This is a genomic window from Kitasatospora sp. NPDC051702 (genome assembly GCF_040681575.1).
In the GTDB taxonomy this organism is placed as follows: Bacteria; Actinomycetota; Actinomycetes; order Streptomycetales; family Streptomycetaceae; genus Kitasatospora.
Window position 1 is genome coordinate 82,999 of the sequence record NZ_JBFAZB010000031.1, and the last position, 23,886, is coordinate 106,884.

Consider the following 23,886-nt stretch of genomic DNA (forward strand, 5'->3'; position numbering starts at 1 on the left):
TAGCGAGAAGCGGGCGAGTTGGAGGTGCATCGCCGGTTCGCTCAGCCCCGGTCCACTCTCGTGGCGCCGGGGCTGGAGCGGCCGCCGTCAGCTGACCCTGTGGGCCGCCTGCGGAGCCGGCGGCCCACAGGGTCAGGAGGCCAGGCCAGGGGCGGGCACCCGCCGCTTGGCGGGTGGGGGGTGGATGGTGGGGAACGGTGGTGGAACCATTCGACGGAGCGGCTGGTGCGCGGGTGTTCAGCCCGGCGCCGGAAACGCCGCTGCCCGGGACGTCCGAAGGGGAAGTCCCGGGCAGCGGCGTTCTGGTGTGCGGGTCAGGCCGCCCTGGGCTTGCGGGCGACGGCCACGGCGAGGCCGGCGCAGAGGAGGGCGGCGAGGGTGGCGAAGCCGCTGACGGCGGGGAGGAGGCCGTAGCTCCTGACCAGGGCGCCGACGGCGACGATGGGGAGGGAGCTGCCGAGGTAGACGATGACCCAGAGGGCCGAGAGCTCGGAGCCCCGGCGTTCCGGGTCGAGTGCGGCGACGGCGGTGGTGAAGAGGGAGCGGAAGGCCACGCCCTGGCAGATGCCGCCGAGGACGCTGCCGATGAAGAGTAGCGCCGGGGTGCCGGTGTAGCCGGCGGCGACGACCAGGGCGAGGCCGGCGGCCAGTCCGGTCATGCCGAGGGCGATGACCTTGCGGTCGGCGGTCGGCGGGACGATCAGCTGGGCGGCGGCCGAGGAGCCGAGCAGCAGGGCCGCGACCACCGCGCCGGTCAGGTGCGAGGGGGTGTTCAACACCTTGGCGGCGAAGGCCGGGGCCAGGCTGAGGTAGACGCCGAAGACCGCGTAGGAGATGAAGCCGGCCGAGGCGGCGAGCAGGAACTCGCGGCGGCCGGTGCGCGGCAGCCGCAGGCGCTGCGGGCGCAGGTGGGCCGGGGTGGTGATGCGCGGCGGGGAGGCCGGCGGGCGGTTGCGGCCGGGCATCCGGGGGTGGACGAGGGCCAGCGGCACGCAGAGCGCGAGCAGGGCGACGGCGTGCAGCAGGAAGGGCGTCAGCAGGGGGTCGGAGCCGTTCGCCAGCAGGGCGCCGACGATCGGGCCGAGCGCGACGCCCCCGGCGGAGCAGGCCAGGGTGAGCTTGGCGGCCAGGGTGGGGTGGTCGGGCAGCAGGTCGCCGAGGGCGGCCCCGGCTGCGCCGGTGGACAGACCGACGGCGATGCCCTGGACGGCCCGGCCGATCGCCAGCTGCCAGAAGCTGCCGGAGGTGGCGAACACGACGTCGCCCGCGGCGGCCAGCCCGACGGCGGGCAGGATCAGGGCGCGGCGGCCGAGGTGGTCCGACCAGTGACCGACCACGGCCAGCACGGGGACCAGCGCGAACACGTAGATCGTGAAGAGGATCGTGGTGTCGAGGGGGCCGAGCCCGAGGCGCTGCTGGAGCAGGGGGTAGATCGGCGTCGCCAGGTTGGCACCGATGAGCATGAACAGCAGGGCGGCGGCCACCAGGCCGACGCGTACGCCGCGCAGCGCGTTCCAGCGGCTGATCGCGGAGAGCTGGAGCTGGGCGCGTGGAGCGAGCTCCAGGGGGAGCAGGGCCTCCGACAGTCGGCGTCCGTCGAGCTGCGCGGTGCGCAGGCCGGGGCCGGCGGGGGAGAGGTCCGCCATGAAAGGGATCTCCTGTGGCAGGGCACCACCGGGTCGGCGGGGTGTGCCGGCGCGCCCGTCCTGAGGCGCTGTGGTGGTGGCCGCGGTGCGGGGCTCCCTGGTGGAGCGGATGAGCTGAGGATTCGGGCTTCGTTGCCCGGCGGCCCGCGCGGGGTTGTGCACGGCGCCACTGCGAAGGATAAGGGGTGGGCGCACGGATTCGGCGCGCGCCCCTGCGTGCGCCCCTTGAGGCCGGGCATCGGGGGTGTCGCACCTATACGCTGAGGTCGTGGATCGGGACGCTGAGCTGATGGGCGGACCGCTGGCTGAGGGAGAGCGCACAACGATGGCCGGACGACGTCGGAAGAACGCCGGGGCTTCGGCGGGAGAGAGTGCGGCCGAGGCGGTCCTGCCCGCCGACCTGGAGCTCCAGGACCTCTACGGGGCGTTCGCCGCGCACGGGCTGGACGACGAGGACCTGGACGACGCGGCCGTGCTGGTGCCGCCGGTGCGGCTGCCGGGCGAGGAGGAGTTGACCGCCCAGGCGAAGGCCGTGCCGATGTTCGGGTACGCGCTGGCGCTGGCCCGCTGGGCCGCCCCGCACCGGGCGGTGGACGAGTTCGGCGACCTCGTGGAGGAGGACCGGGCACCCGCGGCGCGGCTGCTGGGCCTGGCCCCCGCCGAGGGCGAGGTGCCGGAGGAGGCCGAGATCGAGGCGATGCGGGCCTGGTCGCTGGCCTGCGACCTGGACCTGGTGGAGATCGGGACGACCGCGGCCGGCGAGCACGTGGCCGTCCCGGGCCCCGACCTGGAGCCGGCCGAGCAGGGTGACCCGGAGACCGTCCTGGAGCTGTGGCTGACCGCCGCCGGGATCGTCCGGGAGCTGGCCGTGGAGGCCGACTCGCTGCCGGAGGAGGAGCCCGGCGAGGGGGCCGCGGACGAGGAGGGCGAGGAGGACGAGGACGGCCTGAACGAGGTCGAGGAGGCCAGGGACGCAGCCGCCGAGCTGCTGGACGAGGCGCTGCAGGTGCTCTACGAGACCACCGCCTTCGCCGACCCGGGCCAGGAGACCGTGCCGCTGGGCGTGCTGGCGGCACTGCTGGTGGTGCCGGAGGGCGAGGAGCCGAGCGAGGAGCTGCTGGGCGACATCACCGACGTGATGGTCTCCCTCGACCCGATGCTGGGCGACCTGGCCGAGCTGGGCCTGCTGGAGTACCGGCCGATCGACCCGGAGCTGTTCGACGAGGAGGAGGGCGCCGGGGACGAGGCGCCCGCGCTGGTCGGCGAGGCGCCGCTGGACGAGGAGGAGTCGGCCCGCTTCGGGCTGGTCCGGCTCACCCCGCTCGGCCAGTACGGCATCCGGCAGTGGCTGCTGGAGGACGGCTACGACGCGCCGCTGGTCGGCGAGCTGGCCCAGGGCGACGCGGCGGAGCTGCTGCGCGCCGTGTGCGAGTCGGCCAACGTGCTGCCGGAGGAGGAGCTGCGGGTCTGGATCACCGGCCGGGAGCCGGTCGCGGCGGCGCGCGAGCTGCTGGCGGCGGCCCGCGGCGGTGACGCCTACGGCCCGATGCGGCGGATGCTCTGCGTCACGGCGCTCGACATGCTGGGGGCGCCTGCGGAGCCGGCCGTCCGGGACGTGCTGGACGACCCCGAGCTGGGGGGCGCCGGACGGGCCTGGCTGACCTCGCTGGGTGCCGCGGACGTGCCGGCGCCGGAGCGGTCGATGGCGCTGTGGGCGGTGGTCGACACCTTCGCCGCCCAGCTGCTGGACAGCGGCGGCGACGCCGGGCAGCTGCGCGAGCTGATCGCGGACCTGCCGGTGACCGGCGATCCGGCGTCGTACTTCGGCGAGCTGTGGCGGGTCGACCACCCGTACACGGCGGACGTCCTGGAGGCCGTCGGGGAGCTGCACCTGGACCGGGCGGTGGCCAAGGAGGCGCGCAAGGCGGCCTTCAAGGCGCGGTCCAGGGGCTGAGGCCCCGGGCCGGGCGGGGCCGACGGTCCGCACGCGGGCACCGTCGGACCCGCCTCAGGGCAGGTCCAGCGAGCCGTCCTCGGCGAACGGGAAGAAAGGGTTGTGGGCCAGCTCCCACAGGTGGCCGTCCGGGTCCTCGAAGTAGCCGGAGTAGCCGCCCCAGCCGGTGGTGACCGGGGGCTTGACCACGACGGCGCCGGCCTCGACCGCCGTCTTCAGCGCGGCGTCCACCAGCGCCGGGGACTCGAGGTTCACCGCCAGGGTGACGCCGCGGAAGGCGGGCTCGCCGGTGGCGGGCACCCCGGCGTCGGCGGCCAGCTCCTCCGTCGGGAAGAGGCCGAGCACCGAGTCGGCGGTGCGGAACCAGACGATCTCCGGGCTGGAGGCGGTGGACCGCCGCCAGCCGAGGTCCTCGTAGAAGCGTGCGCTGCGGTCGAGGTCGGAGACCCCGAGGGTGACGATGCTGATCCGGGCGGGGAAGCTGCTCTCTGCTGTCATGCCGCCAGGGTAGGGAGGGCGGCTGACAACCGCGCTCCCTGACACGGCCTGCGCCGGTGCGCGGGCCATGAGCTGATGACCGGGCAGGCCCGGGCACGTAAGGTGGCGTCGGCGGTGCGGGCGCGAGGACTCGGGGGTGCGGCACAGGTGATGCGGGAGAGCGGCGGCAGGCCCCAGGAGTGGAACGCGGAACGGACGGACCGTGCGCGCGTCCCGGACCCGAGGGGCCGGGCGGATCGTTTCGCCGCCGTCGAGGAGTTCTCCCGCCGGGCCCTGGCCGCGGCCGACTTCCCGGTGTACGGGGTGGCCTCCGCGCTGGAGCACCGCGGCGACGCGCTGGGCGCCTTCGAGACCTCCGGCGACTCGCTCAGCTGGGTCGAGGTGCAGTCCGGCGACCGGAGCTCGGTGGCCGGCCCGTACGTGACCGTGCGCACCTACCGGCCGGGCGCAGAGCTCGACGAGCGGCTGCCGGAGCTGGAGGACGTGGTCGAGGACGAGCGCGACCGCGTGTACGAGCAGCTCGGCGTGGACGAGGGCGACGGCCCCGGCCGGGTGCGGGCCCTGCGCGAGTGGATCACCGTGGACGGCGTGCCGCACCCGGTGGAGGTGCACGAGGACCGGCCGGTGCCCTGGCCGGGGGCGGCGCTCGGCGGGCCGGGCCCGGTCTGGGCCGGGCGGCTGCGGGTCGGCGGGCTGACCGTGACGGTCTGCGGGCGCGGGGTGGCCCCCGGCTGCGTGGAGCTCGCGGGGATCGCGGACTTCGAGCCGTACCTGCGCGGCCGGACCGAACTGCTGGGCGAGCTGGCCTCCCGGCGGGCCCGGCAGGTGCCCGTCGAGGAGCGCGAACTGCCGCCCGCCGTCGGGCTGGAGGCGCACCGCGAGCTGATCGCGCAGAGCGTCGCCGAGGCCGCCGCGATCGAGGCGCAGGTCCGGGCCGGGCGGACGCCGCGGCGGCCGCGCGGGCTGCGCGGGGACGCCTACGCGGTGCGCTGGGAGAAGGCGGTGCGCCAGCAGATGCGGCTCGCCACCGAGACCCGGGACGAGGCGACGGCGGCGGTGACGGCGATGGTCAACCACCTGGACCGGTTGTCCCGGCAGACGAACTGGCTGGTCGGCACGGGGGAGGGGGCGGCGGCCGTCGAGGAGGTCGTCCGGTACACCGTGTTCGCGAGCGAGGTGGCGAGCCTCCCGGCGCAGCGGGCCTGGGCGCAGGTCTGGCGGGAGCGTCCGGGCGGCGGCGGGCCGGGGGCCCGGGACGGGGAGCGGCTCGCCGAGCAGCTGTGGCTGGCGGCCTGGGAGCAGTGGCGGGCGGCGCGCTCGGGCTGACCTCCGCCGGGCGGCCCGGTGGCACCGCCGCCCCGGCGGGTCTCCGCGGCCCGGCGGCACTCCCGCCTCCGTGGCCCCCGCCGCCCCTCGGCTGGCAAAGCGGAGGTCATGTGTTCGTCATCGGTTGGCAAATGGCCGCCTGGCCGTGAGGTGGGCGTCACGTCCGGTTCACCCCTGCGGCGGAGTCTGCTGGGCGTCGACACAACCCGCCTCGACGCCCCGTACGCCGGACACCCGGGCCCGCCCGGTCCGACGGCCGATCCCCCTGGAGTTGTCACCATGTCGCTGTCCCGTCGGGACTTCGTCAACCGTTCCACCCTCGTCGGGGCCGGCGTGCTGATCGCCGGCAGCGCCGAGGCGCTGGCCAGCGCGCCGGGCGCGATCGCCGCCCCGGCCGGCGGCGAGGCGCCGGCCGCCGCGGCCGCCGGGACCAACGCGGCCGGCGGCACCGCCGTCGGCTACGGCCCGCTGGTGCAGGACGCGGCCGGGCTGCTGTCCCTGCCGAAGGGCTTCTCCTACACCGTCCTCAACCGGGCCGGCGTCACCAGGCTGCGCACCGGCGAGTTCACCCCGAGCAACCACGACGGCACCTCCGCCTTCGAGGACGAGCACGGCGGCAACTACATGGTCGTCAACCACGAGCTGTCCGGCGCCCGCGCCAACTGGCCGCACCCGGTGCCGCTGACCGAGGGCCACGTCTACGACCCGGGCGCGGCCGGCGGCTGCACCATCGTGCACGCCAAGCGGGACGGCTCGGTCGAGCAGTGGGTCGGCATCGCCGGCACCGCCACCAACTGCGCGGGCGGCGTCACCCCGTGGGGCACCTGGCTGTCCGGCGAGGAGACCGAGGACAAGGCCGGCAAGAACGGCTTCACCAAGGACCACGGCTACGTCTTCGAGGTCGACCCGTTCGACGACGACTACAACCGCGACCCGCAGCCGGTGAAGGCCTTCGGCCGCTACGCCCACGAGGCCGTGGTCGTGGACCCGAAGCGCGGCCAGGTCTACCTGACCGAGGACGCCTCGAACCCCAACGGCCTGCTGTTCCGCTGGACCCCGCCGGCCGGCTTCAAGCACGGCCGCCACCAGCTGCGCAAGCTCGCCGCCGACGCCGGCGTGCTCGAGGCCTTCAAGGTCTTCGACGCGCAGGGCAAGCTCGTCGACGACCTCTCCCGCGCCACCAAGGTCGGCACCACCTACGGCGTGGACTGGGTCAAGGTCCAGGACCGCGACGCGAGGACCGTCTCCGTCCGCAAGCAGTTCAAGGACGGCGAGGTCACCCGCGCCCGCAAGCTGGAGGGCATGTGGTGGGGTGACGGCGGCTTCTACTTCGTCTCCAGCTTCGCCCGCTCGGAGAGCCCGCTGCAGCACGACGGCCAGGTGTGGTTCTACAACCCGGCCCGCCGCACCATCACCCTGAAGGTCCTGCTGGGCGTCAACAGCGACGTCTGGGGCGACCACGACAACTACGACGGCCCGGACAACATCACCGTCTCGCCGTACGGCGGCATCGTGATCTGCGAGGACGGCGAGGGCGTCTCGCACCTGTTCGGCGCCACCGAGGACGGGCTGGTCTACCCGATCGCCCGCAACGAGCTGAACATCGGCACCGCCGAGAAGCCCGAGTTCAGCGAGTTCACCGGCGTCACCTTCTCGGACGACGGCAAGACCCTGTTCGCCAACATCCAGACCCCGGGCATCCAGCTCGCCATCACCGGCCCGTGGCGCCGGCTGAACGAGCACAAGCGCGGCCAGGGCTACGGCGCGTGACCCTCGGAGCGTGACCGGCTGCCCGCGGACCACTCGTCCGCGGGCAGCCGCAGCTGCAGCATCGCCAGCAGCCGCTGCTGCGGCTGGGCGAGGTCGATGCCGGTCAACTGCTCGGCCCGGCGCACCCGGTAGCGCAGGGTGTTGGGGTGGATGTGCAGCGCGTCCGCGGCGACCCGGACCTCGCCGAGCGCGTCCAGCCAGGCCAGCACCGACTCGGCGAGCCGGGTGCCGTGCCTGTGGTCGTAGTCGGTGAGCGCCGTGAGCCGGGGGTCGCGCAGGCCGGAGCGCTCCTGCAGCAGCGCGAGCACCTCGCTGACCAGCACCTCGGCCTGGACGTCGATCAGCGCCGCCACGTCGAGGTCCACCCCGCCGCGGCCCATCGCGTCCAGGATGCGGTCCGCCTGCGCGCGGGAGTCCGGGACCCGGGCCAGGCCGTCCACGGTGGAGCCGATCGCGGCGCGCAGCGGCACCCCGAGGTGGTCCCGGGCGGCCGTCACCACCTCGTCCGCCCAGCCGCGGACGGTCGCCATCGGCAGGTTGGCCGGGAGCTCCGGCAGCAGCACGTAGACCCGGGACTCGATCGGTGCGAGCAGCGCGGTGCGGTGCCGGGCGGCGGTGTGCACCGAGATCAGGCCGGTGACGTCGGAGCGGTGCAGCGCCTCGGTGGTGTGCGCGCTGTACGCCAGCACGGTGGCCGGGCGGCGCACGTCCAGGCCCAGGTGGGTGGCGAGCGACTGCGGGCCGGTGGAGCCCTCCAGCAGCCCGGTGAGCAGGGTCTGGGTGAGCCGGACATCGGCCGACAACTCGCGTCGCCGGCGCACCAGTTGGGCGGCCGCCACCCGTGCGGCGCCGACCAGGGCCTGCTCGGCCAGCGGCGCCAGCGGCCGCGCCCCCTCCTGCACCCAGATGGTGCCGAGCGGCTGCGCCCCGGCCCGGATGCCGACCGCCAGGCGCCGGCGCAGGCCGAGCTCCGGGTGCGGCTCGACCGCGATCGGCGCGTCCGAGGTGCGCAGGTGCTGGAAGATGCCCCACTCGCGGAGCTTGGACAGGTACGGCTCGGGGCCCTGCCAGCCGAGGATGGACAGCCGGCGCAGGTCGTCGACCTCGTCCGAGTCGGAGGAGCGCGAGTAGGCCAGCACCCGGCTGGAGGTGTCCTCGATCGAGACGATGCCGTTGGTGAGCACGGCGACGGTCTGCGCGAGCGAGAAGAGGTCGCCGGCGTTGGGCTCGGGGGCGCCGGGGGTGTCGGGGGCGTCCGGGCCGGCGATGATCGCGCGGGCCAGCGAGTCGAGGTGCTCCCAGCGGGTCTCGCGGCGGACGGACAGCAGGGCGACGCCCGCGTCGGTGGCGGCCTCGCGCAGCGCGTCCGCCTGACCGGGGCCGTCCAGCTTCACCGCCACCGCGGCCGCGCCGGCCCGCCCGGCGGCGCGCAGGGCCGGCAGGGCGGCCCGGCCGCGGGCGCCGATGGCCAGGACGAGTTCGCCGGGGGCGGCGGTGGGCGGATCCTCCGGGTCGAGGATGGCGACGTCGCGGACCGGCACGTCCAGGCCCTGCGGGGCGGCCTGGAGTTCGACCAGGGGCTCGCCGAGGGACATCAGCAGCTGGCGGAGCGGGAGACCGGGGGTGGTCATCCTGGCCTCCTTCATCCGCTCTTCGCCATCCGCTCTTCATCCGCCCGGACAACGCCGCGAGGCCGATTTTAGCCGGGCGGACAGCGCTGCGGGCCGGTGTGCGCGGGCGGTGGGCGCAAGGGCCCGCGGGGGTCCACCGGCGCCGCGCCGTGACCGCGCCGTGACCCCCTTCGTCGGGCCGGACAACGCCGTACGGGGGAATTTAGCCGCCCGGCCAATCAAGTGGCCCCGCGGGCAGGAATAGCGTTCGTGCTGTGGCCGGTGTGCGACCCACGCCGGCATCCCCCGCAACGACGAAGGAGAGCGTGCGCTCTATGGACGCTGTGACCCAGGTCCCCGCGCCGGTGAACGAGCCGGTCCACAGCTACGCCCCGGGCAGCCCGGAACGGGCCCGTCTGGAGGCCAAGCTGAAGGAGCTGGGCGGCCAGGAGCCGGTCCAGCTGACCATGACGATCAACGGTGAGCGCCGCATGGGCGGCGGCGCCGAGATCCACGTCGTCCAGCCGCACAACCACGCGGCGAGGCTCGGCACCCTGCGCAACGCCACCCAGGCCGACGCGCAGGACGCCATCGACACTGCCCTGGCCGCCGCCCCGGCCTGGCAGGCGCTCTCCTTCGACTCCCGCGCCGCGATCTTCCTCAAGGCCGCCGACCTGCTCGCCGGCCCCTGGCGCGAGACCCTGGCCGCCGCCACCATGCTCGGCCAGTCCAAGACCGCCCAGCAGGCCGAGATCGACACGCCCTGCGAGCTGGTCGACTTCCTGCGGTTCAACGTCCACTTCGCCCGCCAGATCATGGCCGAGCAGCCGATCTCCTCGGACGGCGTGTGGAACCGCAGCGACCACCGCCCCCTCGAGGGCTTCGTCTACGCCATCACCCCGTTCAACTTCACCGCGATCGCCGGCAACCTGCCGACCGCGCCCGCGCTGATGGGCAACGTGGTGCTCTGGAAGCCGTCCCCGACCCAGCAGTACTCCGCGCACCTGCTGATGCAGCTGCTGGAGGAGGCCGGCCTGCCCAAGGGCGTCATCAACATGGTGACCGGCGACGGCCTGGACGTCTCCGCCGTCGCGCTCAAGCACCCGGCGCTGGCCGGCATCCACTTCACCGGCTCCACCGCCACCTTCCAGCACCTGTGGCGCGAGGTCGGCACCAACATCGCCGGCTACCGCACCTACCCGCGGATCGTCGGCGAGACCGGCGGCAAGGACTTCCTGGTCGCCCACCCGTCCGCCGACCCGGCCGTGCTGAAGACCGCGATGACCCGCGGCGCCTTCGAGTACCAGGGCCAGAAGTGCTCGGCGCTCTCCCGCGCCTACGTCCCCGCCTCCCTCTGGGCCGGCCTCCAGGACGAGTTCGCCGCCGAGGTCGACGGCCTCACCATGGGCGACGTCACCGACCTGTCGAACTTCATGTCGGCCGTCATCGACGACCGCTCGTTCGCCAAGAACAAGGCCGCCATCGACCGCGCCCAGGCCGACCCGAAGGTCCGGGTCCTGGCCGGCGGCACCTACGACGACTCGGTCGGCTACTTCGTCCGCCCGACCGTACTGGTCTGCGAGGACCCGGCGGCCGAGTACTTCCGCGACGAGTACTTCGGCCCGATCCTCGCCGTGTACGTCTACGAGGACGAGAAGTACGAGGAGATGCTGGCCCAGATGGAGTCGGTGTCGGCCTACGGCCTGACCGGCTCGATCATCTCCCAGGACCGCGCGGCCGCCCAGGACGCCATGCACAAGCTGCGCTTCGCGGCCGGCAACTTCTACATCAACGACAAGCCGACCGGCGCCGTCGTCGGCCAGCAGCCCTTCGGCGGCGGCCGCGCCTCCGGCACCAACGACAAGGCCGGTGCCAAGCAGAACCTGGCGCGGTGGACCTCGACCCGCTCGGTCAAGGAGACCTTCGTCCCGCCGACGGACTACCGCTACCCGCACATGGGCTGAGTGCCCCACCCGACCACAACGGTCACCCCGACGCCCGGCCCCGCAGCCGGCGTCGCCCGCCGGGGCGACGGGCCCACCCGCCCGCCCGTCGCCCCGGCCCCTCCGGGGGACGCGCTGCGCGCGGCACGCCTGGTGCCGTCGCCGGCCGTCACCCCGCTCGGGACGTGCGGCACGCCTGATGCAGGCGCCCCGGCCCCCTTCTGCCACCCTTAGAAGCACCAGCTCCAGGAGTCACGATGCTCCGTACCGCCCTTCTCGCGGCCTCCCGGTCGCCGCAGGTCCGCACCGTGGTCGAGAAGTTCCCGCCGACCCACGCGATAGTCGAGCGCTTCGTCGCCGGCGAGGCCCTCGACGACGCCGTCACCGCCTGCGACGACCTGGTCGCCACCGGCCGCAAGGTCACCCTCGACCACCTCGGTGAGGACACCCAGGACGCCGCGCAGGCCGCCGGCACCGCCGAGGCCTACGAGCACCTGCTCAAGGCGCTCAAGGAGACCGGCCTCGCGGCCGGTGCCGAGGTCTCCGTCAAGCTGTCGGCCGTCGGCCAGTTCCTCCCGGTGGACGGCGAGAAGATCGCGCTGGAGAACGCCCGCCGCATCTGCGCGGCCGCCGCCGACGCCGGCACCACGGTGACCCTCGACATGGAGGACCACACCACCACCGACTCCACCCTCGCCATCGCCCGCGAGCTGCGCGCCGACTTCCCGTGGCTGGGCGTCGTGCTGCAGGCCTACCTGCGCCGCACCGAGGCCGACTGCCGCGAGTTCGCCGGCGCCGGCTCCCGCGTGCGCCTGTGCAAGGGCGCCTACAAGGAGCCCGAGTCGGTCGCCTTCCAGGGCAAGCACGAGGTCGACCTCGCGTACGTCCGCGCCCTGAAGATCCTCATGGCCGGCGAGGGCTACCCGATGATCGCCTCGCACGACCCCAACATGATCAAGATCGCCGGCCAGCTCGCCCAGTGGAACGGCCGCAAGCGGGACTCCTTCGAGTACCAGATGCTCTTCGGCATCCGCCCCGAGGAGCAGCTGCGCCTCGCCGGCGAGGGCAACACCATGCGCGTGTACCTGCCCTACGGCCAGGAGTGGTACGGCTACTTCATGCGCCGCCTCGCCGAGCGCCCGGCCAACCTGACCTTCTTCCTGCGGGCCATGGCCACCCGCGGCTGACGCGTCCGGCGCCACGACCAACGGCTCGTACCCCCTGTGTGGGAGGGGGTGCGGGCCGTTTCCGCGTTCCCGGGCTCAGAGGAACGGTTTCAGGCGGCTCTCCAGCAGGATGTCGGCCTGCGATGGGGAACCCGTGATCGGTTGCTCATGCGCCAAAGCACTCATGATGCCCCTCCTTCAGATGGGCGTCACGCTGATCGCGGTCGGTCGTGGTTGTGCAGGACACGGTGGATGTTCACTCGATGGTGTGGGTCCGAGGGCTGCCCTAGGATCCGGTGCTGGTGAACTGGGGTTTCGGCGGGAGGAGTTGGGGATGCTGAAGGAGTTCGAAGGGCTGTCGACGCCGTTGGTGGCGGACGCGTGCGTGCGCCTCGGGGTGGCGCTGCGGGCGGCGCCGGTGGGGGTGGCCGGGGTGGTGGCGGGTGGCCGGGTGGCCGGGCCGGTGCTGCCGGTGCGGCACTACGGCAGCGTCGACGTGTTCCTGGAGGCGTACGGCGCCGCCCGGGACGGGGACGTGCTGGTGATCGACAACGGCGGGCGGACGGACGAGGCCTGCATCGGGGACCTCGCGGTGCTGGAGGCGCGCGCCGCCGGGGTGGCCGGGATCGTGGTGTGGGGGCTGCACCGGGACACCCCGGAACTGCTGGAGATCGGGCTTCCGGTGTTCAGTTACGGTGCGCTGCCGCTCGGGCCGCTGCGGTTGGACGACCGGGAGCCGGAGGCGCTGCTGACGGCCCGTTTCGGCCCGCACGTGGTGAGCGCCGGCGACGTGGTGTTCGGCGACGCGGACGGAGTGCTGTTCGTCCCGGCCGACCGGGCCGCGGAGGTGCTGGAGACGGCCGCCGCGATCGCCCGGACGGAGCGCGCGCAGGCCGGGCGGATCGCCGCCGGGGACACCCTGCGCCGCCAGACCGCCTTCGAGGACTACCTGGAGCGCCGCGCGGCCGACCCCTCGTACAGCTTCCGGCAGCACCTGCGGCGGGTCGGCGGGGCGATCGAGGAGTAGGCCCGGGCCTACAGGGGCCGGTGCATGACGTGCAGGCCGACGTAGCCGTCGACCGGGTGGAGGAAGGCCTCCGGGACGGTGCCGACGATCGTGAAGCCGAGGGACTCGTAGAGCTTCACCGCGTGGCGGTTGTTGGCGACCACGGCGTTGAACTGCATGGCGCGGTAGCCGGATCGGCGGGCCCAGTCGAGGGAGTGCTCGACCAGGGCCCGCCCGATGCCCCGGCCGTGGTGCGCCGGGTCGACCAGGTAGCTCGCGCTGGCCACGTGGGCGCCGTTGCCGGGGCGGTTGCGGTTCATGGCGGCGGTGCCGACGATCCGACCGTCCTCGTCCACCGCGACCACCGTGCGGTCCGGGGCGGTCTTCATCCACCACTCCCGGCCGAGCTCGGACGACATGTCGAGGGGGTAGGGGAAGGTCTCGCCGGCGGCGATGACGGTGTGGAAGAACGGCCAGACGGCCGGCCAGTCCTCGGGGGTGGCTTCGCGGATCAGCATCCGCTCAGGATGCCCCGGGCCCGGGTGGTGGGCCCACCGGTTTTCCGCTCAGGTGCCGCGGACGGCGGCCCCGACCCGGGTGGCGGCGAAGGACTGGCCGTCGGCGTTGGGGTGCACCAGGGCGTACTTCAGCGGGATGACGCTGGTCAGGACGCCGTCCAGCCAGTGGTCGGCGTCGCAGACGCTGTGTTCGGCGGAGCCGGCGTAGAGGTCGACGAAGGTGTCCTGCCGGGCGGAGGCGATCTGCTCGATGGCCTGGTTGAGCGGCTCCAGGATGCTGGTGCGGGCCCAGGCCAGGTCGCCGGTGGTGAAGGTGGCGAACTGCAGCGGGTCGCCGAACCGGCAGCGGGTGGCGTCCTCGGGGACCAGGTGCGGGTAGCCGACGGTGATGATCCGCGCGGAGGGGGCCTTCTGCCGGAGCGCGGTGAGCATGGCGCCGTAGCCGGTGCGCAGCCGGTCGAAGCGGCCGGCCAGCTGGGCGTCGTACTTGTCCTTGCAGGGGCTTCCCAGGCCGAGGTGGGTGGCGCCGAGTGCGATGCAGTCCCCGAGGATCTCGCCGAAGCCGAGGTCGTTGCCGCCGACGCCCACGGTGATCACGTCCTCGTCCGGGTCGACCGCGTCGATCTGCGCAGGGACGGGCGGGTACGGGGCGGCGGGGTCGACGCCGAAGGGAGGGAGCGGGCGGCCGATCGGACTCTGCTTGTTCGTGTCGACGTCCGCGCTGGTGGCGCCGCTGCAGCTGACGTTGTGGAGGTCGACCAGGGCGCCCAGGCCGCGGCGGACGATCTCGGGGTAGGAGCCGGTGGTACGCGCGCAGCCGTCCCGGGGCGCGGTGAGGCCGCCGGTGGCCTCGATGACGCCGGCGGTGTAGGAGTCGCCGAGGGCGGCCCACTTCAGCGTCCGGGCGGGGTCGGTCGGTCTGGCGGCGGCCTCGACAGCGGTGGGGGTGATCAGGCCGGCGGCGAGGACGGCGGCGGTGCCGGTGACGGCGAGGCGGGACAGGAAGCGTGGCACGGGCTCTCCTCGACGGGCGCGGGGAGAGTGCGAGTCACCCCCCTGAGTGTCAATCGAGTCGGTCCGTGGACGACTTGATGCCCCAGGAGGGTGAATTCGCGGTCAGGGATGTGACGAACGCGGGGGCTCAGAGCAGGGCGGCCGAGGGGTCGACCATCGCCCGGGCGGTCTTGGCGTCGACGTACTCGCCGAGCGCGGTCATCACCCACTCGCCGGAGGTCTGGCGGACCAGCTTGCACATCACCACACCGGTGCGGGCCTCGGAGTGGGTGAGGTCGAAGCGGACCAGCTCCTCGTTCGTCCCGGCGTCCAGCAGGCGGCAGTAGGCGTTCTTCACGTCGGTGAAGCGCTGGCCGGAGAAGGAGTTGACGACGAAGACCAGGCCGGTGACCTCGGCCGGGAGGCCGTCCAGGTGGACGGTGATCGACTCGTCATCGCCCTCGCCGCCGCCGGTGAGGTTGTCGCCGGAGTGGGCGATCGCGCCGTTGAAGACGGTCAGCTTCATGAACCAGGCCGTCTCCAGCTTGTTGCGCCGGCTGTCGAAGGCGATGCAGGAGGCGTCCAGGTCGACGCTGCGGCCGCGGCCCGCGGGCTCCCATCCGAGGGCCATCCGGACCGAGGAGAGGAACGGGCGGCCGTTCTTGACCAGGGAGACGGAGCTGCCCTTGACCAGGCTGACCCGACCCTTGTCCAGGGTGATCTTGGTGGGTGCGGGCGGGGCCGGCGGTGCGGCCGGGGGCGCCGGGGGCACCGGTGCGGAGGCGGCGAGTGCGATCCGCGGGTCGACCGGCGGGGCGGCGGGGGCGGCCGGTACGGGCGGGGTCACCGGGGGAGCGGCGGGGGGTGCCGGCGGGGCCGCGACCGGGGCCGACGGGGCGGCCTGGGCCGGCGGCGGTGCGGGGGAGTCGTCGACGGTGACACCGAAGTCGGTGGCGATCCCCGCCAGCCCGTTGGCGTACCCCTGGCCGACCGCGCGCACCTTCCAGGCGCCGCCGCGCAGGTAGACCTCGACCACGATGAGCGCGGTCTCCCGGCCGAGCTGCGGCGGGGTGAAGGTGACCAGCACCTGGCCGGTGTCCGCGTCACGGACGGTGGCGGTCGGCTCCATCCCGGCGAAGGTGGAGGACTGGTCGGCGGGGCTCGCGGTGACGACGATCTTGGTGATCCCGGCCGGGACGGCGAGGGTGTCGACGGTGATCGCGTCGGGGGCCCCGGAGGTGGCCGGGCGGTGGCTGACCCCGGGGCCGTGCGGGGCGTTGAAGAAGACGAAGTCGTCGTCCGAGCGCACCTTTCCGGCGTCGGTCAGCAGCAGACCGGAGACGTCCAGTGCCTTGGGCGCGGTGACCTCGACGGTCACCCGCGCGGCGGACAGCGGGGCGTTGCCGCCTTGGGTCAGGACGGTGGACACGGGACTCCTCCTCGGGTGCGGGACGACGGCGGGACGGGGCCGCTGGGGCCGCCGGGCCGGTAGCTGCCCACAGTAACGAACAGTGGTGCCGGGATGAGCCCGTCCAGGGCGGTGACCTGTCGGATCGTCGGACCGTCCGACCGGAGCGGCGGGGCCTCAGCGGGTCGCGCCGACCGGCGGTGCGGTCGTCGGCGCCGGGGCGGCCGGTGGTGCGGGGACGAAGGCCGGCGCGGTCGTCGGCGCCGGGGCGCGCGGCGGGAGACCGGGCGGCTGGGCCGCGTTCTGCTGCGCCGCGTTCTGCTGGGCCGCCGGGGCGAAGGTGCCGAGTGCCGCGACCGCGCGGGGGCGGTCGATGCCGAAGGCGGCGGCGCTCCAGCTCTCCGTCGCGGCGGCCTTGCCGGTCCCGGCGCCGTCGGTGGACCCGGCACCCCGGCCACCCCCGGTGGCCGGCCCGGACGGGCCGTCGGCCGGGCGGGTGCCGCGCACGCCGAAGGTGTAGTGCCCCGGTGCGACGTCGGTGCCGGGCGGGGTGGTGAAGCGGTAGACGAGCGTGCCGCGGTCCTGCTGGACGGTCACCACCGCGCCGGGCAGGTCGGTCCAGGCGGTGCCGGTGCCGGGGGCGAGGTCGCCGGGGGAGAGCCGGAACTCGGCCTGCAGGGCGGTGACCCGCTCGGTGACGGTGAGGTCGAGCTGGTGCCGCAGGCCGTCCCGTCCGACCGGGGTGACCAGGGCGACGCCGGTCAGCACCCGGTCGGCGTCCGGGTCGGAGTCGGTGTCCGGGGCGGTGCCCGGTCCCGGGGTGGCGGGCTCGCCGGGGGCCGGGTCCGTCGGCGGGGCGTCGGTGCCGGGCACCACGGCGGCGGGCGGCCGGGTGGGCTGGTCCGGCGCGGTCGGGCGGGGCCCGGGCGGAGCGGTCGGCGAGGTCGGCGGGGTCGGTGAGGGGGAGAGCGACGGCGAGGCGGTCGGCCGGTCGGCGGCGGCCGGGTCGGTGCCCGGCTGCCCGGCGGCGGGGCGGGCCGCAGGAGTGGGACCGGCCGAGGGGGTGGTGCCCGGAGTGCCGGGCTCCTCGCTGCCGGCCGTCCAGGAGTCGGCCTCGTGGCCGTGCCCGGTGGAGGTCCGTCCGCCGGTGGCGTCCGGGGTCGCCGAGCGGTCGCCGGTGGCCTCGGGCGACGCGGAGCCGGCGGCCGCGACCGGCGCCGCCCCCGAGGGGTGCGGTGAGGGCCGGGAGCCCGCGGGGCGGCCGGTGGCCGCGTGGTCGGCCGGGGCGTCGGTGGGCGTCGGTGCGGCCGGGGTCCGGGCGGAGGCCGCCTCGGCCTGGTCGCCCGGGGTGGGGGTGGCCGGCGGGGTGGTGCCGACCCGGGCGACCCCGGCCCGCCGGCCCACGCCCTGCTGCTCGTTGAGCAGCAGGGTGGTGGCGATGCTGATGCCCACGACGGTCGACATCGCCATCGCGGCGCCGGAGAAGCGGAGGGTGGGCAGCCGGAGCCGGCCGCCGAACGGGCGTGGCCGCCCGTGCCGGCCGTGCCGTGCGGGCTCGTGCTGCACGTCCCGCGCGGTGTCCTCGCGCACAGCCACCGGACCCCTTCCCTCCCCGAAGTCGCCGTAGCGGTCGCCGTATTCTCCCACGCGCCGTCGGCCGGCCGTGCCGGCCGCCCGGGGGCGGTCCGCCCGGGTGCGGGCGGGCCCGTGCGGGGAGGGGGAGAGCGTACCAGCGGCTGCCAGGACCTCGGACCGATTCCATCCATTCCACGGACATCCGTTCGACAGACGGAAGTTGACGGTCCGTCTGACAAGCTGGGGTAAGGGTCGGCCAGCGCGGTCGGGGGTTATTGCAACCTCCTTGCAACCCTTGCCCGCCCGGGCGCGGGTGGCGCAGGCTGAGGTCATCCCACGCCGTCCCGGAGAGACCGTCATGCCGCCCGACCCGCTGTCCGCAGCCTCCAGTGCACCCCTCGCCGCTACCCCCACGGGCGGCGATGGGGTCGGCTCCACCGCCGCTCCGGCGGCGGTGGAGGAGGTGCTGACCCTGCGGATCTCGCTGGGCGAGGAGGTGGTCGGCGAGGTGCGCACCCGGTTCCGCTTCGAGGCCGCCCGCCCCTACGAGGTGCTGCTGACCTTCCACCAGGGCCGCCCCGACGAGGCCGACTGGGTCTTCTCGCGCGAGTTGCTGCGCGACGGCCTGTGCACGCTGAGCGGCCAGGGCGACGTCAAGCTGTGGCCGGCCTACTGCCCCTGCCACGGCTCGACGTTGCACCTGGCGCTGGAGTCGCCGCACGGCAGCGCCCTGCTGGAGGCGTCCAAGCCCCGGGTGCAGGCCTGGCTCGACCGCACCTACGCGCTGGTCTCCGCCGAGGCGGAGCGCGACTGCGGCCCGACCGACGCCCAGCTGGCCGCGCTGCTCGCGGGCGGCTGAGCCCCGCTCAGGGCCTCTCCGCTCAGGGCCCCACCGGCCAGGACCTCCCCCGCCAGCGGCTCCCCGGGCCCGCGCGGCGGCGGGACGGCCGGAGCCGCGCCGGGCAGCCGGACCGTCCCCGCGGCCAGCCCCGCCCGCAACCGGCGCACGGCCGGGGCGGAGGAGGCCGGCAGCAGGTCGTACGGATCGTCCGGTCCGTCCACCGCGACCAGCACCGACTCGGCGAAACGGTACGGCCGGTGGGCCAGCAGGCCGCCCAGGTAGCGGCGCAGCCGGGACAGCTCGGCGCGGACCGTCACCGTGCGGCCCGGGTCGCCGAACAGCGCCTCCGCGAGCTGGGCCGCACTGCTGCCCTCCCGCCCGGTGGCGAGCAGCAGCAGCAGTTCGGCGTGGCGCGGGCTGAGCGCCTGCGACCAGCTGCCGGCCGCGCCCCGCACGGTCAGCTCCGGGCGGTCCGGGCGGCGCAGGTCGAGCCGGAGCCGGGCGCCCTCGGCCTGCTCCGCGGTCACCGTGCCGGAGCCGTCCTCCTCGGGCGGGCGCACCGGCCGGACCAGCCAGCCGTCCGCGAGCGGCTCCAGCACGCACTCGCCGAGACCGGGCACCCAGTGCACGGCGGTGGTGCCCCAGCCGTCGACCGGCACCCGCAGCCGCCCGGGCGGCGGCAGACCGGCCGCGGCGGCCGTCCAGCCGGCGGCGTCCACCACCAGGGCCGGGCCGGCCACCCGGGCCAGCAGCGGGGCGGCCAGGGTGCGCAGCCGGTGCAGCGCCTCCAGCCGGTGGGCGCGCAGCTCGGTCTCGGCGAGCCGGGCCGCGGTGGCGGTGAGCTGGAGCAGGTACGGGCGGACGCTGCGGGCCGGGCCGCTGAGGTTGATCGCGCCGACCAGCCGGCCGGTGCCCGGGTCGTGGACGGGGGCGGCCACGCAGGTCCAGGAGTGGTGGCTGCGCAGGTAGTGCTCGGCGGAGTGGACCTGCATCGGGCGCTGGGCCCGCAGGGCGACGGCGATCCCGTTGGTGCCGACGCTCTCCTCCGTCCAGCGGGCGCCGGTGAGGAAGCCGATCCGGTCGGCGCTGCGGCGCAGCCCGCGCTCGCCCTCCTGCCAGAGCACGTGGCCCTCGGCGTCGGCGATGGCGAGGATCAGCGGGGTCTGCCCGACCGGCTCCAGCAGGGTGTCGCGCAGCACCGGCATGACGGAGTCCAGGCCGCTCGCGCGGCGCCGCTGCTCGATCTCGGCGGGGCCGAGGTGGACGGCGGCCGCGCCGGCGTCGGGGTCGAGGCCCAGGCGCCGCAGCCGGGCCCAGGAGTCGCCGATCTCGGGGCGGGGGTCGAGCAGGCCGGTGGTGCCGGCCTCGGGGAAGGCGGGCTGGGTCAGTTCGCGGGCGGCGGCGTCGGCGAGGGTGCGGTCGTGGACCTTGGCCAGCTCCGTCGCGGTCGGCGGGGTGCGGCGCTCTGGTCGTCGGGACTGCCGTCCGGTCTGCCGCACTCGCGTTGCTCCTCGCCGCCGTTCGAGGTCGCGCCGGGGCCGACGCGCTGACGAAAGAGTACGGGTGCGGTGGGTTCCTGGGGATGGGGTCTGCCAACTCGGCATACCGGGCCGTACGGGAGTGGACATGCCGGGCCGGGATGGCTACGCCGTGCCCCCGGACGGTCGTGGGGCGCGGTGGCCGGGGGGTGGTTGCGGGGGGCGGGGCGGCGTGCGCGGGTGGGCCGGGACGGGGTGGCTGCCGGGGGTGCGGGTGGGGTGCCGGTGTGGTGCCGGTCGGGCCTGACGGCGGGGTCGTGCGGGTGCCGGGTGCCGGGTGCCGGGTGCCGGGTGCCGGGCCCGGGGTCAGCGTTCCGCGTCGCTGCCGCGCTGGGCCGCCTCGACCGTGTGGTGCAGGTCGGCGGTGGCGTCCAGCGTGGCGGCGGTGCTCAGGGCCAGGCAGGCCGCCAGCGCGAGCGCGACCGCGCGGCGGCGGGTCCCGGCGGCGGCCGGGCGGGGCTGGAGCAGGGCGGCCACCCGGCGGGGGACCGGCCCGGAGTGCGCGGCGGGGACCAGCCGGGGCCGGGCCGGCCAGGGGGAGCGGCCGGCGGCCAGGGCGGCCCGGCCGACCGCGTGGGCCGTCACCGTGCGGTCGCCGACCCGGGCCGCCGCCACCTCGTCGGCCCAGCGCTCCAGGTGGAACCCGAGCGGCGTGCGCAGGGCGCCGAGCGCGGGGTGGAGGTCGGCGGCGTGTTCGGCCAGGGCGAGGAAGACGTGGTGGCGGGCGGCCAGGTGGGCCCGTTCGTGGGCGAGCAGGGCGGCCCGCTCGGGCCCGCTGAGGGCGCGCAGCATGCCGGAGGTGACGACGATCCGGCCGGGTTCGGCGGGCCGACCGGGCAGCGGCAGCCGTCCGGGCAGGGCGAAGGCGTCGGCGCGCTCGTCGTCGAGGACGGCGAGCGGGTGCTCGCCCGGCTGGAGCAGCGCCCGGGCGCGGGCCAGCGCGGCCCGCGGAGTGCGTGCCCGGCGCACGGTGGCGCGTCGAGGGCGCGTGTCCGGATGCCGGTCGTCGGTCGTGGTGGCGGTGGCGGTGGCGGTGGTGGCTTGGGCGGCGGCCGGGGACGCGGCGGGGACGGCGGCGCGGGCCGTGCGCAGCTCCAGCCGGTGGCGGCGGGCCGTGCGGACGGCCCGGGCGGTCAGCACGGCGAGCACCAGCCCGGCCGCGGCCGCGGCCAGGGGTGCTCCGGGGGCGGCGGCGGTGAGCCAGGGCAGCGACAGGTGGCCGAGCGCGGCGACCGGCGGCAGCTGCAGCAGCCCGGCGGCCGCGAGCAGGCCGAGCGAGCAGAGGGTGCCGCCGGCCAGCACGGCGGCCGTGCCGGCCAGGGTCCAGGCGGCGGCCCGGGGCGGCAGGGCCTCGGCGAGGCGGCGGGCGAGCGGAACGGCCAGGAACGGCAGCAGCAGCGGGGCCCAGACGGCGATCAGCACGGGCGGCCCGCCCCGGTGGCGTCCGGGCCGGGCCCGGTGGCGTCGGGGCCGGGACCGGTGCCGGGGTGGCCGTCGCCCAGGAGGGCGCGCAGCAACTGCTCGTCCTCGGCGGAGAGGTCGGAGACGAAGCGGGCCAGCACGGTGGAGCGGTCGGCCTCGCGGCCGAGCTCGGTGTGCATCCGGCGGGCGGCGAGCCCGGCCGGGTCCTGGACGGTCGGGGTGTAGGCGTAGGCGCGGCCGGCGCGGGTGCGCTCCACGGTGCCCTTGTCGTGCAGCCGGGCGAGGATCGTGGCGATGGTGGTGCGGGCGAGGTCCCCGCCGAGCGCCGTCTGGACGTCCTGCGGCGTCATCGGCTGCCCGGCCGCCCAGAGCGCGGCCAGCACCTCGGCCTCCAACTCGCCGGCGGGCCGGCGGGCGGACGGTACGTCGGACATGGCGGCGCTTCCTCCAGGTTTCGTCTACAGTCATGTAGACCGTCTACGTCACTGTAGACGGTCGGGGCGGGTTCCGCTGCGAACCGCCCCCCAACGTACGGGAGGTCCGCCAGCCTTGCTCCAGTTCCCCCCCGATCCGGCCGTCCACCTCGCGGTGAACCCGCTGGACGCGTCCTCGCTGCTGTCCGCCTTCGGCGCGCTCGGGATCGCCGTCGTCCTCTTCGCGGAGACCGGCCTGCTGGTGGGCTTCTTCCTGCCCGGAGACTCGCTGCTGTTCACCGCCGGCCTGCTCTGCGTCCCCGGCGCCACCAAGGGCCCGCAGCTGGAGCTCTACCAGGTGCTTCCCGCGGCCCTGGCCGGGGCGCTGCTCGGCGCACAGGTCGGCTACCTGATCGGCAGGCGCGGCGGCACCGCCCTGCTGCGCCGCTCCAAGCGCCGGAGCCTCCAGGAGGGCGCCCGGCGGGCCGAGGAGCTGCTCGCCAAGTACGGCCACGGCAAGGCGATCGTGCTCGCCCGCTTCATCCCGGTGGTCCGGACGGTGCTCAACCCGCTCTGCGGCGTGCTCGACGTGCCGGTGCGCTCGTTCACCCTCTGGCAGGTGATCGGCGGAGCGGTCTGGACCGTCGGGGTGGTGCTCGCCGGGTACGCGCTCGGATCGTCCGTCCCCAGTATCGACCAATATCTGCTACCGATCATCGGTCTGGTAGTAGTTGTCTCCGTGCTCCCCATCGTTCTCGAACTGTTCCGCGCCCGTAAGGCGCGCCGTCACGGAGGTGACGTGTGATGTCCTCCCGGGCCCTGGCCGTGTACGACGGCAGCGGCATCGACGGCGGCCTCTACACCCGGGTCAACGAGTGGGCCCAGGCGGCCCCGCACTGGCTCGACGAACTGATCAGACTGTGGTCCGCGGTCGGACTCGGCCTGTTCGCCGTCTTCATGCTCTACGCCTGGTGGCGGGCGCGCGGCGCCGACTCGGCGGTCATGGCCGGGGTGCTGGCCTCGCCGGTGATCGTCGTCCTCGCGTACGCCGCGAACTCCGCCCTCAAGAGCACTGTCGAGGAGGTCCGGCCCTGCGCCCAGATCCCCGGCAGCGTCTCCCTGGAGGCCTGCCCGGGCACCGGCGACTGGTCGTTCCCCAGCAACCACACGGTCATCGCCTTCGCGGCCGCCACCGCGCTCTGGTTCGTCGACCGGCGGCTCGGCTGGATCGCCGGGCTCTTCGCCGTGCTGATGGGCGCCTCCCGGGTCTGGGTCGGCGTGCACTACCCGCACGACGTGGCCGTCGGCGCACTGGTCGGCGTCCTCGTCGCCCTCGTGCTGGCCGCGCTCGCCCGGCGCTGCGGACCGCTCGTCGAGCGGATGCGGGGCGGCGCGCTGCGCCCGTTGCTCGGCCCCGGCGCACTGCCGCTGGTGGCCCGCGGGCACTCACCGTACGAGACGCCGCGGCACTGATTCCGTAACCCGCCCGACCCTTGTTCGGCCGGGGCGGCGGGTAGAGCATGTGAGCCGGGCGTGGGACCCCTCCGCGGGGGCCCCGCCCGGCTCAGTCGTGCCGGGGCGCGGGAGCGCCGGGCGTGCCAGCGGAGGGAGTGCCGATGCCGTACCGACTCGACATCACGCAGGGGGAGTGGCCGGGCGGGTCGCCGCACAAGGGCGTCGAGGGCCTGCTCCAGGAGACCATGGTGCTCACCCTCGCCACCGCCGGGCACGAACACGGCCCGCACGCCAACCTGGCCTTCTTCGCGTACGACGACGACCTCGTCCTCTACTTCGTCAGCGAGCGCTCCACCCGGCACAGCCACCACCTCGCCGAGGAGGCCCGCGCCGCCGCCACCGTCTTCCTGCCGCCGCCGGCCTTCGGCGAGCAGCTGCGCGGCCTCCAGCTGACCGGCAGCGCGGGCGAGGCCTGGGGTCGGCAGGCGGAGGCGGCGCTGGCCGCCTACCAGGGGCGCTACCCGGCCTTCGCCCGGGACGAGGCCGTCCGGCGGCAGTTCCTCACCGGCGGCGGCGCGGCGGCGCTGTACCGCTTCCAGGTCGAGGAGCTGACGGCGGTCGACGAGCCCAACTTCGGCCGCCGCAACTACCTCCGCGCCCGGGTCCTGCGGGGCTAGGGGTGTCCTCGGGAGTGTCCGGCGTGGGAAGTCGGCCCGGCCACTCCCCCTGCGTGATGTCGAGTCGGTACGGCATCGGCACTCCCTCCGCTGGCACGCCCGGCGCTCCCGCGCCCCGGCACGACTG

At 75.3% G+C, this 23,886-nt stretch carries 20 protein-coding genes; 10 read left to right on the top strand and 10 right to left on the bottom strand.

Annotated features, from left to right (window positions below):
- Positions 1–314 precede the first annotated feature (314 nt).
- On the bottom strand, positions 315–1,646 hold the full coding sequence (locus AB0N04_RS24545) for an MFS transporter (protein WP_360218471.1): 1,332 nt from the start codon (positions 1,644–1,646) through the stop codon (positions 315–317).
- A gap of 325 nt (positions 1,647–1,971) precedes the next feature.
- Between AB0N04_RS24545 and AB0N04_RS24550 the strand changes: the two genes are divergently transcribed.
- Entirely contained in the window at positions 1,972–3,600 is a 1,629-nt protein-coding gene (locus tag AB0N04_RS24550; RefSeq protein ID WP_360218468.1) for a hypothetical protein, read from the top strand.
- 54 nt (positions 3,601–3,654) lie between these two features.
- Here the strand turns inward: AB0N04_RS24550 and AB0N04_RS24555 are convergent, their stop codons facing one another.
- Complete coding sequence (locus tag AB0N04_RS24555; RefSeq protein ID WP_360218465.1) at positions 3,655–4,098, bottom strand: VOC family protein; 444 nt, start codon at positions 4,096–4,098, stop codon at positions 3,655–3,657.
- Between the two features lie 147 nt (positions 4,099–4,245).
- Between AB0N04_RS24555 and AB0N04_RS24560 the strand changes: the two genes are divergently transcribed.
- On the top strand, positions 4,246–5,424 hold the full coding sequence (locus AB0N04_RS24560) for a hypothetical protein (RefSeq protein ID WP_360218462.1): 1,179 nt from the start codon (positions 4,246–4,248) through the stop codon (positions 5,422–5,424).
- Between the two features lie 279 nt (positions 5,425–5,703).
- On the top strand, positions 5,704–7,194 hold the full coding sequence (locus tag AB0N04_RS24565) for an alkaline phosphatase PhoX (protein WP_360218459.1): 1,491 nt from the start codon (positions 5,704–5,706) through the stop codon (positions 7,192–7,194).
- Here the strand turns inward: AB0N04_RS24565 and AB0N04_RS24570 are convergent.
- Positions 7,182–8,825: a helix-turn-helix domain-containing protein gene (locus tag AB0N04_RS24570; protein ID WP_360218456.1), complete on the bottom strand. Its 1,644-nt coding sequence runs from the start codon at positions 8,823–8,825 to the stop codon at positions 7,182–7,184. The genes AB0N04_RS24565 and AB0N04_RS24570 overlap by 13 nt on opposite strands.
- A 314-nt stretch (positions 8,826–9,139) precedes the next feature.
- Here AB0N04_RS24570 and pruA point away from each other — a divergent pair, with 314 nt between their 5' ends.
- The 3 genes from pruA to AB0N04_RS24585 all read left to right on the top strand — a co-directional run bounded on the left by pruA (position 9,140) and on the right by AB0N04_RS24585 (position 12,940).
- Positions 9,140–10,768 (top strand): L-glutamate gamma-semialdehyde dehydrogenase, encoded by a 1,629-nt coding sequence (pruA, locus tag AB0N04_RS24575; protein WP_360218453.1) that lies wholly within the window; start codon positions 9,140–9,142, stop codon positions 10,766–10,768.
- A 236-nt stretch (positions 10,769–11,004) separates the two neighbouring features.
- Complete coding sequence (locus AB0N04_RS24580) at positions 11,005–11,934, top strand: proline dehydrogenase family protein (protein ID WP_360218450.1); 930 nt, start codon at positions 11,005–11,007, stop codon at positions 11,932–11,934.
- 313 nt (positions 11,935–12,247) lie between these two features.
- Positions 12,248–12,940, top strand: a complete 693-nt coding sequence (locus tag AB0N04_RS24585; protein ID WP_360218447.1) for an RraA family protein — start codon at positions 12,248–12,250, stop codon at positions 12,938–12,940.
- A gap of 8 nt (positions 12,941–12,948) precedes the next feature.
- Here the strand turns inward: AB0N04_RS24585 and AB0N04_RS24590 are convergent, their stop codons facing one another.
- From AB0N04_RS24590 to AB0N04_RS24605, 4 genes are all read right to left on the bottom strand, one after another.
- A complete protein-coding gene (locus tag AB0N04_RS24590; protein WP_360218444.1) occupies positions 12,949–13,437 on the bottom strand; it encodes a GNAT family N-acetyltransferase in 489 nt (162 codons plus the stop codon).
- Between the two features lie 48 nt (positions 13,438–13,485).
- Positions 13,486–14,451, bottom strand: a complete 966-nt coding sequence (locus AB0N04_RS24595) for an SGNH/GDSL hydrolase family protein (protein ID WP_360218441.1) — start codon at positions 14,449–14,451, stop codon at positions 13,486–13,488.
- Positions 14,452–14,578: 127 nt separating this feature from the next.
- On the bottom strand, positions 14,579–15,847 hold the full coding sequence (locus AB0N04_RS24600; RefSeq protein WP_360218495.1) for a TerD family protein: 1,269 nt from the start codon (positions 15,845–15,847) through the stop codon (positions 14,579–14,581).
- Between the two features lie 168 nt (positions 15,848–16,015).
- On the bottom strand, positions 16,016–17,434 hold the full coding sequence (locus AB0N04_RS24605; RefSeq protein ID WP_360218438.1) for a hypothetical protein: 1,419 nt from the start codon (positions 17,432–17,434) through the stop codon (positions 16,016–16,018).
- Between the two features lie 337 nt (positions 17,435–17,771).
- Here AB0N04_RS24605 and AB0N04_RS24610 point away from each other — a divergent pair, with 337 nt between their 5' ends.
- Positions 17,772–18,272, top strand: a complete 501-nt coding sequence (locus AB0N04_RS24610; protein WP_360218435.1) for an SsgA family sporulation/cell division regulator — start codon at positions 17,772–17,774, stop codon at positions 18,270–18,272.
- Here the strand turns inward: AB0N04_RS24610 and AB0N04_RS24615 are convergent.
- From AB0N04_RS24615 to AB0N04_RS24625, 3 genes are all read right to left on the bottom strand, one after another.
- On the bottom strand, positions 18,191–19,753 hold the full coding sequence (locus AB0N04_RS24615; RefSeq protein WP_360218433.1) for a GAF domain-containing protein: 1,563 nt from the start codon (positions 19,751–19,753) through the stop codon (positions 18,191–18,193). The two genes, AB0N04_RS24610 and AB0N04_RS24615, sit on opposite strands and share 82 nt — an antisense overlap.
- A 345-nt stretch (positions 19,754–20,098) precedes the next feature.
- Positions 20,099–21,214: a M48 family metalloprotease gene (locus AB0N04_RS24620; RefSeq protein WP_360218430.1), complete on the bottom strand. Its 1,116-nt coding sequence runs from the start codon at positions 21,212–21,214 to the stop codon at positions 20,099–20,101.
- Positions 21,208–21,648, bottom strand: coding sequence for a BlaI/MecI/CopY family transcriptional regulator (locus AB0N04_RS24625; RefSeq protein WP_360218427.1), 441 nt, complete (start codon positions 21,646–21,648; stop codon positions 21,208–21,210). The genes AB0N04_RS24620 and AB0N04_RS24625 overlap by 7 nt, the downstream gene beginning before the upstream one ends.
- A 115-nt stretch (positions 21,649–21,763) precedes the next feature.
- Here AB0N04_RS24625 and AB0N04_RS24630 point away from each other — a divergent pair, with 115 nt between their 5' ends.
- The 3 genes from AB0N04_RS24630 to AB0N04_RS24640 all read left to right on the top strand — a co-directional run bounded on the left by AB0N04_RS24630 (position 21,764) and on the right by AB0N04_RS24640 (position 23,759).
- Entirely contained in the window at positions 21,764–22,432 is a 669-nt protein-coding gene (locus AB0N04_RS24630) for a DedA family protein (RefSeq protein ID WP_360218424.1), read from the top strand.
- Positions 22,432–23,100, top strand: coding sequence for a phosphatase PAP2 family protein (locus tag AB0N04_RS24635; protein WP_360218421.1), 669 nt, complete (start codon positions 22,432–22,434; stop codon positions 23,098–23,100). Before AB0N04_RS24630 ends, AB0N04_RS24635 begins: the two co-directional genes overlap by 1 nt.
- Positions 23,101–23,243: 143 nt before the next feature.
- Positions 23,244–23,759, top strand: a complete 516-nt coding sequence (locus AB0N04_RS24640; protein WP_360218418.1) for a pyridoxamine 5'-phosphate oxidase family protein — start codon at positions 23,244–23,246, stop codon at positions 23,757–23,759.
- Positions 23,760–23,886: the final 127 nt, after the last annotated feature.